Below are 12,725 nucleotides of genomic sequence, written 5' to 3' on the forward strand. Positions count from 1 at the left end.
TGCTTCTTTTCGTATTATAGCCTTATCTAGTTGAATTTGGATAGCAGGAGAAGAGCTTATGACGATGATCGAACTGATTCGCGAGGAAATAGCAAGCCAACCAGGGAAAGCGATTACGTTCGCGCGCTTTATGGAGTTGGCCCTCTATCATGACACTTATGGATATTATATGGTCGAACAACCCAAAGTAGGCAAAGCGGGAGATTTTTATACAAGTGCATCGGTGCATCCTGTCTTTGCGGAAACAATCGCAGATGCAATCTTGGCATTGTGGGAGAAGGCGGATATTACTTCGCCTGTGCTCGTTGAGATCGGTGGTGGCACCGGGGCTGTTTGCCGACACATGCTGGAGCACATCCGTGAGAGCAAGCCAGAGGTATACAAAGAGCTGACGATCATTTTGATAGAGGCGAGTCCTTATCACCGGAAAATGCAGCAGGAGGCGCTCCAGTGGCACGAGGGTCCAAAGCGCTGGTATTCTTCTGTGAATGAAGCTGCCAAGCATGAAAAAATAGAAGGGGTTATTTTCTCGAATGAATGGCTGGACGCATTTCCAGTACATATGGTGGAGAAAACCAGATCCGGCTGGCAGGAAGTATGGGTGCGAGTTGGCGAGGATGGGTTGGAAGAGTGTCTGGGGGATATGACACCAGCGCTTGGGGAATATTTGCACGAGCTGAACTTGAAGCTGCCAATCGGCATGCGGATCGAGATAAATATGGCGATGGAGCAAACCGCACAAGAAGTTTCCAGCCTATTGAAAAAAGGGTTCGTCATCACGATTGATTACGGTGATCTGCAAGAAGAACTTTACCATCCTAGTCGAAAAAACGGAACATTGATGTGCTACCATCGTCATCAGGCTCATACGAATCCGTATATCAACATAGGCGAACAAGACTTGACGACACATGTGAATTTTTCTGCGTGGCAAGAGTATGGAGAAAAGGTTGGTTTACGGGAAATAGACTATATGAGACAGGATCGGTTTTTGATGCGGAATGGCTTGCTTCATAAAGCGGTCGCGCATATGGATACAGACCCTTTCACGAGCGTTGCGATGAAACGGAATCGGGCGATCCAGCAGTTGATTGATCCTGCTGGCTTAGGTGGGCGTTTTTGGGTCATGGTCCAAGAGAAAGGCACCTGGGAGTAAAAGAAGAGGAAAACATAAAAAAAGATGCTCATGGCGAGCATCTTTTTTCTTACATGATCAATTGTAGAAAAGCGTGTTCTTGTGGTCCTACAGGCATCACGAAGAACGTGTAATACGTGAATCCAACAAAAGACAGGAACATGAAGCCGAAGAAAATGTTTAGGTATACTCGTTCAGTCAGATTCATGTAGCTCAACGCTACGAAGAATGCAGTCAAACTGAAGAAGATGAGCGCCATCGGGTACAATTCTGCCCAAAACGCCATCAACGCGATCACGATGGTCCAGAAACCAAGAACGCGATACATACGATCCATTTTTGTCCCCCCTTTTTGCCTCGATCGGTAAGATTTACAAGATTCCTCCCCCATTATATAGGACAGGTGAACACGTGTAAACGATAAAGGTATGACGGATTGTTGTCACCCGGGGAGGAAAGACTGGACTTGCGGTGCTAATACTGAATCAGCGTATAGTTGCAGGATTGGCATCCGCGAATTTTGGAATCATCCTCACGTAATTCAATGTTCCCCAAGTACGTTTCGAATATTCCCATCAACAGAGCGTTGTGCATCTGGCATACGGCATTCGGATATTTTTTTGCGCTGTCAGAGAAGGTGCAATTATTTACGCGAAAACGCAGCTTTCCCTCATCCATTGCTTCGATGTCTGGTTTCAATCCCTGAGCCACGACAATCCGATGGATCAGGTCCAATTTTTCTTCCATAGAGGCTATTTCTAAATTGAGTCCGCTTTGGACAACCGCCCGTTTTGCCATCTCAGTTCCAATGCGATGTCCCATTTTAATTAGAGCGGCTTCGCCAGCTTCGCCGAGCGAGAGCAGGCTTTCAATCGCGATATCGGCTAACAGCTGATAGTCACGAGGAGGGAATTGCAGACTCACAACCTGTTCAGACAGTGAGTACAACCGACTGGGACGTCCTCCCTTACCACTTTTGTCTGTAACAGCAGTGAGTAAATTCACGTCCTCCAACTTCGTCAAGTGCAAGCGTGCCACATTAGGGTGGATAGAGAAGTGATCAGCTATATCCTGAACCGTGATGGGATCTTTACTGTAGGCGACAAATTGGTAAATGGAAAAACGGGTGGGGTCAGCTAAAGCACTGGTTAACTTTTGCGCATCGTGGTCCATGCCGATACCCCTTTCTCAAAACAATCTCCATAAGATCAAATTCAAAAAGTCGTCTTTTCAGCACCGAGAAAGTGGTGAGAATCTGAAAAAGGAGGAGCGGAGTGTAGGGGACCTACATGAGCACCGGACTTTGAAGGTGAACGCCTCTTTCGATGTTGTCCAAGCTTTCAGGGCTCCTTCGTGATCAAAAGACGACTTTTTGAACAATCTTCATAAGTGTATCCCATTTTGTGTTACTTGTTAAGGTAGCAGTGTGCTACAACAGCATATCGCATAAATTTTCGTCTAGTTTTTAGATTAACTACTATTGACATAGTGTTAATCAAGCATTAAAATCCAAAGTAAGGAAGGAAATTTTATTGGCTAACCTTTTGTAAGAACTTGAACCAACACGAACTGCAAATCGTAAGACTTTTATAGATGAAATCATACGTGATAGATGAGATGGAGGGGTAACCAATGGCCGTTGCTGAACGTACACAAACACAAAAATTAACGTTTTTCACTTATCCTAGCTGCACATCCTGTCGCAAAGCGAAGGCATGGCTGGCAGAAAACGGAGTGAATTACGAAGAGCGTCACTTGTTCAAAAATCCACCGACAGCAGAAGAACTGCTTGATATTATTAAAATGACTTCAAATGGCTTGGATGAAATCTTGTCGACGAGAAGTCAGCGTTTTAAAAACCTGGATGTCGATATTAATGATATGTCAGTGAAGGAACTGCTCGAAATGCTTAGTGAAGAGCCTCAGCTTTTGAAGCGTCCGATCCTGACTGACGGTGAAAACCTGATCGTCGGATTCAATTCTTCCGCCATGAAAAATCTGTTGTCCTAATAAAGAGGGGGTAAAGACCTCCTCTTTTTTGTTTGTCCATCGAAAGGTAAAATAAAGCCACAAGCTGATAAAAGGTGGGAGTTCTTATGGAGACCTTGCTTTTGCAAAAACAGGACGGTATCGCCACAATCACATTAAATCGACCGCATGTACATAATGCCATTAGCGTGGAGTTGGTTGATGAACTGCATCAGGTCTTGCGAGACTGCCAAGCCGATCCAGAGGTAAAGGTTCTGATTGTGACGGGGACAGGCAGAAGCTTTGTTTCCGGAGGCGATTTGAATCAGTTTATTGCAGCGCGCGGTTATGAACAGGCGCATCCTTTGCTCAGTAAAGTGACAGGGCTTTTGTCCGCCATTGATCAGAATTCCAAACCGGTGATTGCCATGATTAACGGTGCAGCGGTCGGAGGTGGCTGTGAGTTTGCGGGCGCGTGTCATTTTCGTTTTGCCAGTGACCGAGCGACCTTCGGGTTTGTACAAATCAGCATGCATATTACGACAGGCTGGGGTGGAGGAAGTCGGCTGTTGGACTTGTTGCCAGAGTCAAAAGCACTCGCTCTTCTGTTGACTGGTGACAGATTGCGTGCAGAGGAAGCTAAGTCCTATGGTTTTGTTGACGAGGTATACACAGAAGAGAAGCTGCATGAGGAAGTATATCGTTTCGCTCGAAAAATCGCTGCCCAGCCGCTAGCTGGCATTGAGGCGTACATGAAGATTTTGCAGTGGAAGCGTATGGGCATTTCGCAAGAAGAACGAATCCGGCGCGAAGTGAGTCAATGTGCGCATCTTTGGGGTAGCCCTGAACACGTCGCGGTAGTGGAAAGCTTCCTGACTAAGCGCCCAACGTCCTGATCGATGTAGTCCATTTCGTTTAAACATTTATTTGCTTGGACATACTTTTTCTAGTAGAAAGCGATTCTACAAGAGTAGGGAAAAGCATAGGATGAATTACATCATCCTTTTTAAAGGTAACGGGAGGGACTCATATGGTAGCTTCCAGACAAGACGCATGGACCGAAGATGACGATCTAGTGCTGGCGGAAGTCACCTTGCGCCACATACGCGAAGGCGGCACACAGCTTGCTGCATTTGAAGAAGTGGGTCAAAGGTTAGGAAGGACAGCAGCTGCGTGCGGCTTCCGCTGGAACAGTTGCGTACGCAAACGGTACGATGCGGCTATTTCGATTGCGAAAAGCCAAAGACAGCAGCTGAAAAAGCTCGGGAGGATTCAAGCACCGCCCCCTGTGGTGGCTGAGGTCGAGGTCGTCGCGTTGCACACAAAACGATCTGAAACACCAGTAGCAGAGGTACAAAAGTACGCGGATGTAGAGGAGCAGCAGATTGAAGCAGCCATTCGCATGCTCGTCAATCAAAAAGAAATGACTCGTCGTTTGCGACAATTGGAACAAGAGTTGGAAGGAAAAGAGTTGGAGTTAAAAGAATTGAAAGAAGCCCACGAACGCGCTAGAAAAGAACTGGATCAGGTTCAGGGGGTCAATGATGACTACCGTGCGTTGGTACAGATCATGGAACGTGCACGCAAGCTTGCTTTTTTACAGGAAGAGGATTCCAACAAAGCGATCTTCAAAATGGATGAAAACGGAAATTTGGAGCGCGTAGAAAAATAAGCGTAGAAATTAGGGATGAAAAAAGAAGCGGGCATTGATCCGCTTCTTTTTGTTTGCGCATTCATTTGTCATTCATGTTGGGAAAGGGAGAGCTAGTCTTGCAGCTCTACGCTCTCTGGCAACCATACGTACGGGTTTTCACCACGATCACGCATGAGGTTGTATTTCACAGGCGTGAAGCCCATTTTCAACCAAAAATCGTCTGCGCGACAGCGTGAGTTGGTTTTAATAGGAGCTCCAAAGCTCTTCGCGTGGTTGACCAAAGCAGTTCCGTAGTCTTTGTGACGGTAGTCAGGCAGGACTTCGAGCTTCCACAGCTCATAATAGTCTTGCGCAGGTTGGAAGTAACGGTCGTATTTCCCGTCAATTTTGTAGAGGCTCATACGTGCTACCATAAGATCGTTGTCATAAATACCGTAAAATGGAGATTCCGAATCGTTTTCCACGATGTTCGCCTCCAGGTCTTCCTTCATAGAAAGCTCCTCCAGGCCAAATTCGCGAAACTTCTGGAATTCCTCCAGTGTCTTATAGTTGATTTGCAAACGTCTTACTTCAAACATGGTTAGCCACTCCTCTCACAGCTCTTTGCCTTGGCCACCTTTTGGCCCCGCCCCTTTATTATACACGATGATGGGCTTTTCCGAAGTGTTTTTCTTTTTTTATTGGAGGGATTGTCAGGAAATGATTTCGCTTCCTTGGAAAAATTTAAAATTTCATCCTAGAACTATGATCATTCTCGTGGCAAAATAGAAAGTAGGATCACATGATACAAACCAGGCAAACAATTTGGAAGCGCTTACGGTTGTAGTCGGTTTGTCAAAGAGGGGAGCGTTGCCATGCGCAAGGTATTAATCGCAAACCGTGGTGAGATTGCCAGACGAATTATCCGTACATGCAAGGCAAGAGGAGTGGCTACGGTTGCTGTCTATTCGGATGCAGACAAGGATCTGCCGTTTGTTCGTGAAGCAGATGAGTCAGTCCATATTGGTCCACCGCCTGTGCCACACAGCTACCTGAACGTAGAAGCCATTCTTGGAGCAGCGAAAAGCACCGGTGCCGATGCCATTCATCCGGGATACGGTCTTTTGTCAGAAAATGAAGCTTTTGCCCGCCGTGTTCTGGAGGAAGGTCTTCTTTTCATTGGTCCAACCCCGGAGGTCATCGGTCAAATGGGTGACAAGCTGACTGCTCGTCATATTATGGAGACTGCGGGAGTACCAGTCGTTCCAGGGTGCGAACAGGCTATCGATTCACCAGATGAAGCAGCTGTCATCGCGATGTCCATCGGATATCCTGTGATGCTAAAGGCCAGTGCTGGCGGCGGAGGAATCGGGATGCACATTTGTCGAGACGAGGCTGAGCTGCGTCAAGCCTACCAATCGGCGAAAGGTCGTGCAAAAGCGTATTTTGGTAACGATGCGATGTACATGGAGAAGTACGTGGAACGTCCGCGCCACATCGAAGTGCAGGTCGTTGCCGATCAGCATGGAAACGTCATCCACTTATTAGAACGGGAATGCTCTATACAGCGCAGACATCAAAAGGTACTCGAAGAAAGCCCTTCGCCCTTTTTGGACATAGCAACGAGAGAGCTTCTGTGCGATGCAGCGGTTACAGCCGCGAAAGCAGTGAGCTATTCGGGTGTTGGAACAGTTGAATTTATCGTAGATGAACAGAAAAACTTTTACTTCTTGGAAATGAATACACGCTTGCAAGTGGAGCATCCCGTGACGGAAGAAATGACGGGCATTGACCTCGTATCGCTCCAACTGGACATTGCCGATGGTCACCCGTTGTCGATCGAGCAAGAGGACGTCAAGGCTCTGCGCCACGCGATTGAGCTGCGTGTCTATGCGGAAGACCCTGTCACCTTCCTTCCATCGCCAGGGACGATTACGTTATACCAGCCACCTGCATTTGAACATGTACGAATTGATGATGGGGTAGAGACAGGTACACAGGTGACTCCTTTTTACGACCCGATGATTGCAAAGGTCATTGTATCTGGGGCGACAAGACAAGAGGCTGTGCAACAGGCGCAGAAGGCCATGGATCATTTTCTGATTACTGGCATTAAAACGAACATTCCGTTTTTGCAAGAAGTATTACAGGACGACCAATTCCGAGCAGGTAACTATACGACATGGTTCGTTACTGAGCGTGGAGCGGCATCAAGCAAGGAAAAACGCTAAGCTAATAAAAATGATAGGTAAGGGAGAGGACTATCCATGAAACAAGTAGCAGCCAATATGGCAGGAACTGTTATTAATGTCTTGGTTCAGCCAGGTGACGAGATCAATGAAGGACAAGACGTCCTTGTACTGGAATCGATGAAAATGGAAGTTCCTGTACAGGCTCAAGCCTCAGGCAAGGTTGTGGAAGTAAAAGCGAACATTGGCGATTTTGTCAACGATGGCGATATCATTGTCGTTTTGGAATAGGATTAGAATACTTCTAAACTGAGCGACCGCTAGGCGAGGAGGTGGGCTTATAGTGCGTGTGCAAATCGTGGAGGTCGGCCCTCGTGACGGGCTGCAAAATGAGAGCGCGATCGTTCCGGCGGCAGCCAAAATCACGCTGATTCATAAGCTGATGGAAGCAGGCTTGAAGCGGATCGAAGCAAGTTCGTTTGTGAATCCAAAATGGATACCGCAATTGGCGGATGCAGATGAGGTCTTGCAGGGAATCAATCGCAGCCAAGAGGTAACGCTTAGTGCATTGGTTCCAAATATTCGCGGTCTGGAGCGGGCGCGCCAATGTGGACTGACAGAGATTGCCCTGTTCATGTCTGCCTCTGAAACGCATAATCAAAAAAACATCAATAAACGGATAGAAGACACGTTTCCGATCCTGCGGGAGGTTGCCCAGGAAGCGCTAGCTCTCGGGATGAAAGTTCGCGGATATATCTCAACGGTGTTCGGTTGTCCGTACGAGGGAAATGTTCCACTGGCCAATAGCCGCAGGGTGACAGAGGCTCTGTTGGAAATGGGAGTGTACGAGATTTCTCTAGGGGATACGATAGGGGTTGCAACACCGAAGCAGGTTCATGAGGTTTTTGGAGAACTTGTGAAAGATGTTACGAACGAGCGCTTAGCCGCCCATTTCCACGATACGAGAGGAACTGGATTGGCGAACGTAGCAGCAGCGTTAGCGGAAGGAATCCGGATCTTTGACAGCTCAATCGGCGGCCTCGGTGGATGCCCGTATGCCCCAGGAGCTGCCGGCAACATTTCGACTGAAGATTTGGTTTACATGCTGCATGGAATGGACTATGAAACGGGCGTCGATCTCGAGAAGTTGATTGAGGCTGGTGCGTATATTGGGCAGCAATTGGACAAAGAGCTCCCCTCAAAAGTGCTGCGGGCATCGCTCGCAAGCAAACCAGTTGGATGATCTGTATTTTCTACACATTCGCAAAGAGGGGATAGAATATGACGGTTTCCCTGCAAAGAGAGGGCGCAATCGGCGTACTAACGCTGCAACGGCCAGAAGTTTTTAACTGCCTCAATCTTGAAACGCTCGTGACATTGCGCGGCTTGATCAGTGAAATCAGCCATGATCGTGACATCCGAACGGTCATTGTGACAGGTGCTGGCGACAAGGCGTTTTGCTCTGGTGCGGATTTAAGAGAGCGGCGCTCCATGTCACCACAACAGGTCGATGTCTATATCCAAACGATTCGAGATACGTTCACAGAGCTGGAAAAGCTACCGAAACCAGTCATCGCGGCGATTAACGGGCTGGCGCTGGGGGGCGGTACAGAATTGGCGTTGGCGTGCGATCTGCGGATCATGAGTGAGCATGCCCAGATGGGTTTAACGGAGACATCGCTCGGGATCATCCCGGGTGCTGGCGGAACACAGCGTTTGCCTCGGCTGGTTGGAAAAGGCGTCGCCAAGGAACTGATTTTTACGGCAAGGCGAGTATATCCGGAGGAGGCACTGTCCATTGGGTTGATCAATCGGATTGTTCCCGCTGATCAACTTATGGCTACAGCGATTGCTGTGGCTGAGCAAATATCAGCGAATGCTCCACTTGCCCTAGCCCAAGCCAAGTTTGCTATCGATTGTGGAGTGGAAGTCGAGCTAGCTAGGGGACTTCAGATTGAGAGCAATGCGTATAAGCTGCTCGTCCCGACGAAAGACCGCCTAGAAGGACTCGCAGCCTTTCAAGAAAAACGAAAACCGATATACCGCGGAGAGTGACGAGGGGGATTACGCTGATGACCAAACATTTGGAAGACACATTGCACGAAAAAATCGCCCAAGTAGTGCAAGGGGGCGATGCCAAGTATCATGACAAGCTCAAGGAGCAAAACAAGCTGTTCGTCCGAGATCGTCTCAAGCTATTGTTCGATGACGAGTTCATGGTCGAGGATGGGCTGTTCGCGAATGTCATGGCAGGCGATCTGCCGGCGGATGGAGTTGTGACCGCAATCGGCAAGGTAAATGGTCAAACTGTCTGCGTGATGGCTAATGATTCGACAGTGAAAGCCGGGTCTTGGGGATCGCGGACCGTCGAAAAAATTATTCGCATTCAAGAGACCGCTGAAAAAATGCGTGTTCCTCTTCTCTATCTAGTGGACTCAGCAGGAGCGCGTATCACTGACCAATTGGAGATGTTCCCAGGCCGACGGGGTGCTGGGCGAATTTTTTACAACCAAGTGAAGCTTTCCGGCAAAATTCCACAAGTGTGCATTTTGTTTGGACCTTCTGCTGCTGGTGGCGCTTATATCCCAGCCTTTTGTGACATTGTCATCATGGTCGACAAAAACGCGAGCATGTACTTGGGCTCTCCGCGTATGGCGGAAATGGTGATTGGAGAAAAAGTGAGCTTGGAAGAGTTGGGCGGCGCACGGATGCATTGCTCCGTCAGCGGATGCGGCGACGTACTGGCTGCCAATGAAGAAGAAGCGATTCAAGCAGCGCGCAGCTATCTCCGTTTCTTCCCGGCGAACTATACGTTGACGCCACCGACTGTACTGGCGAAGGCCCCTGTGTCTACAGCGAAGGAAATCACGAGCATCGTACCGGAGAACCAAAATGCAGCTTTCAATATGCATGATGTCATTACAGCATTGGTCGACGAGGATTCGTTCTTTGAAATCAAAAAATTATTTGCCCAAGAGCTGATTACCGGATTGGCACGTTTGGATGGCAAGCCTGTCGGTATCATTGCCAACCAGCCGCGTGTGAAGGGAGGAGTCTTGTTTGTAGATTCGGCTGACAAGGCGGCTCGATTCATCACGTTGTGCGATGCGTTTTCGATCCCACTCCTGTTCTTGGCGGATGTTCCTGGCTTTATGATCGGGACAGCAGTAGAGCGAGCAGGCATTATCAGACACGGGGCCAAAATGATCTCCGCCATGGCGGAAGCTACCGTACCGAAAATCTCCGTCATTGTACGCAAAGCGTATGGTGCTGGCTTGTATGCAATGGCCAGCTCTGCATTTGAGCCAGATGCTTGCCTCGCACTGCCTGGTGCCCAAATCGCCGTAATGGGTCCAGAAGCAGCGGTCAATGCCGTCTACAGTAACAAAATTCAGGCGATTGAGGACCCGGCAGAGCGTCAAGCGTTTATTCAGGAAAAACGCAGAGAGTATCAGGAGGACATCGATCTGTACTTACTGGCATCCAACTTGATTGTAGATGCTATTGTGCCTCCAAGCGAACTGAGACGAGAATTAATCCAGCGCTACGAGGTTTACAAGGAAAAGCGTCACGTTTTTTCGGACAGAAAGCATGCAGTTTATCCCGTATAATTCAGGGGTCAGGCTGTCGTCAAAAGGCGATGGCCTGATTTTTTTTACAGAAAATGTGTGACAACCTAGGAATATTTCGATAATTTCGATCTTTTTTTGTGTCAATCAATTGAACAATCCCGAAAACTCTGTTATTCTTGAAAAATAAGCATTGATTAATGTGGGTGAACAAATGCTGCTAAAATCAAGGACGTGTCAGGTGGTAGTCATAGGTGGAGGGTCTGTCGGGCTGCTGTATGCAGCAAGGCTCGCACTCGCTGGACAACCTGTTACGATTGTTACACGCAGTTCACTCCAGGCGAATCAGCTAAATGAACGCGGGCTCAGCTTTCAAAAGCTAAATGGCGAAACAGTCACTATTCCTGTCACCGCCAGCCCCATTGAAGAAGGATTGCCTGAAGGGAATCTGTATCTGTTAACAGTAAAGCAGCCAGATTTGCACAGCGTGCTTGCAGCCTTAAAAGGGGTAGACCTTGAGGCAAGAGTGATCGCTTTGCAAAATGGCATGGGGCATTACGAATTGCTTCGAACCATTTTAACGGAGACACAGTGTTTCTTTGCGATTAATACGGAAGGAGCAAGGAGATTGTCGCCTACAGAAGTCGTGCATACCGGTACAGGTACTTTGCGCGTAGGTTCTTGGGAGACTTCTGATTGCAATGATCCACTGATTCGCTCATTTGTTGAGTGGGCAATATCAACAGGCATGGAGGCTGTCTATGAAAAGGCAATACAGCCCTTCGCTTGGCGCAAGCTCATCGCAAATGCACTGATCAATCCGTTAACCGCGCTTTTTGAAATCCCAAATGGTGCTCTCCTCGAAAATTCACATACGCAACAGCTCATGCGTGCTTTATTTGTGGAAGCAGCTGCAGTGGCTGCCTATGCCGGACAAAAAATCGAGGATGCAGACTTGCAGGAAATTGTCTCCATTTGCCGAAATACTTCCCGTAACCTATCCTCCATGTTGCAGGATATAAAGAAGCGCAGACCGACGGAAGTGCAGTCTATCAACGGCTATCTCGTCCAAGTAGGACAAAAGGCCGGGATTCCGACTCCGCTGCACGAAACCTTGCTTCGCGTTATCCTTCTGAAGTCAGACATGGGAATACGGAAGGAGGGAGGCGACAGTAGATGACCTTTTTGGCGAATGTCTGGGCCTATTTGTGGGGTACGCTGACGGTTGTGCCGTTTCTCGGATTTCCGCTCGTTTATTTCATCTTGTATGTGACGACGCGGAATAAGAAATTGGCAGGCCGCTTCGCGATAAATATCACGAATCTTTTGGTGATTCGTTCTGCCGTTTCCGCTTACGAACTGATTTGGCCCGAGGCTTTGTCCGCTTGGTGGTGGGTATTCTGCTTTTACCTAGTGGTAACCGTGCTACTTGGGTGGGTACAGATGAAGTGGAAGGGGCGGCTCTCCCTCAAAAAGGTAGGATTTTCGGCCTGGCGTTTGTCGTTTCTCTGGTTTGGAATCGTCTACATAGTGCTGTTTACGACCGGAATTATCAAAACGATGGGTGTCGTGTAAAGCACTGTTGATACATATCGTATTTATTCCGATAAGAAAGAAGGTTGGAACTATGCGACTTCCCATCGAGACCATCGGTCACAAGATTCGAATGATTCGGAAAGAACGCGGCTTTACCTTGGAAATTATGGCAGGCAAGACAGGGTTAAGCAAAGGTTTGCTGAGCCAAGTAGAGCGTGGAATTTCGCAGCCGTCGCTTGATTCGCTGTGGAAAATCACCAAAGCTCTGGAGTCACCCATCATTCATTTTTTCGAGGATATTGATCAGAAGCAGGTGCATGTGACTCGCTTGCAAAAACGCAGACAACTAGTCTTTCCTGAATCGACGGGCACTTATTCGCTGCTCTCGATGGGAGGCAGTGCCAAGCTGGGGATGCTGGAAGTGCGACTGATGCCTGGAGAAATGGCTGTCGACAAATTCGTACAGTCTGAGGGAGAAGAGTGCTTCACGGTCATTACTGGTAGTGTGACAGCGCGCTTCAACGATGAAGAGCATGTATTGGAAGCAGGAGACAGTATTTCATTTGACAGTAGCAAAACACACTCAATCGAAAATACAGGAGAAACGGAAGCTTTGTTAATTTGGTCCGTCACACCTCCACAATTTTAATGCAAGCGCGAACGAGCCTGTATTACACTTTGACAACCCATTAAAG

15 protein-coding genes are annotated in these 12,725 nt (G+C 48.1%); 12 read left to right on the plus strand and 3 right to left on the minus strand.

Annotated elements, in window-relative coordinates; genetic code table 11:
• Nucleotides 1-58: 58 nt before the first annotated feature.
• Nucleotides 59-1,156 carry a class I SAM-dependent methyltransferase gene (locus tag C7R92_RS22255; protein WP_106835679.1) on the plus strand — a complete coding sequence of 366 codons (1,098 nt, stop codon included), beginning with the start codon at nucleotides 59-61 and terminating at the stop codon, nucleotides 1,154-1,156.
• A gap of 49 nt (nucleotides 1,157-1,205) precedes the next feature.
• On the opposite strand, the gene C7R92_RS22260 is transcribed toward C7R92_RS22255, so the two are convergent.
• Both C7R92_RS22260 and C7R92_RS22265 read right to left on the minus strand, forming a co-directional pair.
• Complete coding sequence (locus C7R92_RS22260; protein ID WP_017249582.1) at nucleotides 1,206-1,472, minus strand: DUF2626 domain-containing protein; 267 nt, start codon at nucleotides 1,470-1,472, stop codon at nucleotides 1,206-1,208.
• 137 nt (nucleotides 1,473-1,609) lie between these two features.
• A complete protein-coding gene (locus C7R92_RS22265; protein WP_106835680.1) occupies nucleotides 1,610-2,308 on the minus strand; it encodes a helix-turn-helix transcriptional regulator in 699 nt (232 codons plus the stop codon).
• A 459-nt stretch (nucleotides 2,309-2,767) separates the two neighbouring features.
• On the opposite strand from C7R92_RS22265, the gene C7R92_RS22275 reads away from it, so the two are divergent.
• From C7R92_RS22275 to C7R92_RS22285, 3 genes are all read left to right on the plus strand, one after another.
• Complete coding sequence (locus tag C7R92_RS22275) at nucleotides 2,768-3,145, plus strand: Spx/MgsR family RNA polymerase-binding regulatory protein (RefSeq protein WP_016740704.1); 378 nt, start codon at nucleotides 2,768-2,770, stop codon at nucleotides 3,143-3,145.
• 86 nt (nucleotides 3,146-3,231) lie between these two features.
• On the plus strand, nucleotides 3,232-3,999 hold the full coding sequence (locus tag C7R92_RS22280) for an enoyl-CoA hydratase/isomerase family protein (protein WP_106835681.1): 768 nt from the start codon (nucleotides 3,232-3,234) through the stop codon (nucleotides 3,997-3,999).
• A gap of 134 nt (nucleotides 4,000-4,133) precedes the next feature.
• A complete protein-coding gene (locus C7R92_RS22285) occupies nucleotides 4,134-4,775 on the plus strand; it encodes an RsfA family transcriptional regulator (protein WP_106835682.1) in 642 nt (213 codons plus the stop codon).
• Nucleotides 4,776-4,867: 92 nt separating this feature from the next.
• Here the strand turns inward: C7R92_RS22285 and C7R92_RS22290 are convergent, their stop codons facing one another.
• Nucleotides 4,868-5,335, minus strand: a complete 468-nt coding sequence (locus tag C7R92_RS22290; RefSeq protein WP_007723302.1) for an N-acetyltransferase — start codon at nucleotides 5,333-5,335, stop codon at nucleotides 4,868-4,870.
• A 276-nt stretch (nucleotides 5,336-5,611) separates the two neighbouring features.
• Between C7R92_RS22290 and C7R92_RS22295 the strand changes: the two genes are divergently transcribed.
• The 8 genes from C7R92_RS22295 (at nucleotide 5,612) to C7R92_RS22330 (ending at nucleotide 12,679) form a co-directional block, all read left to right on the plus strand.
• A complete protein-coding gene (locus tag C7R92_RS22295) occupies nucleotides 5,612-6,967 on the plus strand; it encodes an acetyl-CoA carboxylase biotin carboxylase subunit (protein WP_106835683.1) in 1,356 nt (451 codons plus the stop codon).
• A gap of 36 nt (nucleotides 6,968-7,003) precedes the next feature.
• On the plus strand, nucleotides 7,004-7,216 hold the full coding sequence (locus C7R92_RS22300; protein WP_015892116.1) for a biotin/lipoyl-containing protein: 213 nt from the start codon (nucleotides 7,004-7,006) through the stop codon (nucleotides 7,214-7,216).
• A 52-nt stretch (nucleotides 7,217-7,268) separates the two neighbouring features.
• Complete coding sequence (locus C7R92_RS22305) at nucleotides 7,269-8,168, plus strand: hydroxymethylglutaryl-CoA lyase (RefSeq protein WP_106835684.1); 900 nt, start codon at nucleotides 7,269-7,271, stop codon at nucleotides 8,166-8,168.
• 38 nt (nucleotides 8,169-8,206) lie between these two features.
• Nucleotides 8,207-8,980: an enoyl-CoA hydratase-related protein gene (locus tag C7R92_RS22310; protein ID WP_106835685.1), complete on the plus strand. Its 774-nt coding sequence runs from the start codon at nucleotides 8,207-8,209 to the stop codon at nucleotides 8,978-8,980.
• A gap of 17 nt (nucleotides 8,981-8,997) precedes the next feature.
• Nucleotides 8,998-10,536 (plus strand): acyl-CoA carboxylase subunit beta, encoded by a 1,539-nt coding sequence (locus C7R92_RS22315; protein ID WP_106835686.1) that lies wholly within the window; start codon nucleotides 8,998-9,000, stop codon nucleotides 10,534-10,536.
• A 172-nt stretch (nucleotides 10,537-10,708) separates the two neighbouring features.
• Nucleotides 10,709-11,674 (plus strand): ketopantoate reductase family protein, encoded by a 966-nt coding sequence (locus tag C7R92_RS22320; RefSeq protein WP_106835687.1) that lies wholly within the window; start codon nucleotides 10,709-10,711, stop codon nucleotides 11,672-11,674.
• Complete coding sequence (locus tag C7R92_RS22325) at nucleotides 11,671-12,069, plus strand: DUF3397 domain-containing protein (protein ID WP_017249573.1); 399 nt, start codon at nucleotides 11,671-11,673, stop codon at nucleotides 12,067-12,069. The genes C7R92_RS22320 and C7R92_RS22325 overlap by 4 nt, the downstream gene beginning before the upstream one ends.
• 52 nt (nucleotides 12,070-12,121) lie before the next feature.
• Complete coding sequence (locus tag C7R92_RS22330; protein WP_007717657.1) at nucleotides 12,122-12,679, plus strand: helix-turn-helix domain-containing protein; 558 nt, start codon at nucleotides 12,122-12,124, stop codon at nucleotides 12,677-12,679.
• The last annotated feature ends 46 nt before the right edge of the window (nucleotides 12,680-12,725 follow it).

The organism is Brevibacillus porteri (assembly GCF_003013475.1).
In the GTDB taxonomy this organism is placed as follows: Bacteria; Bacillota; Bacilli; order Brevibacillales; family Brevibacillaceae; genus Brevibacillus; species Brevibacillus porteri.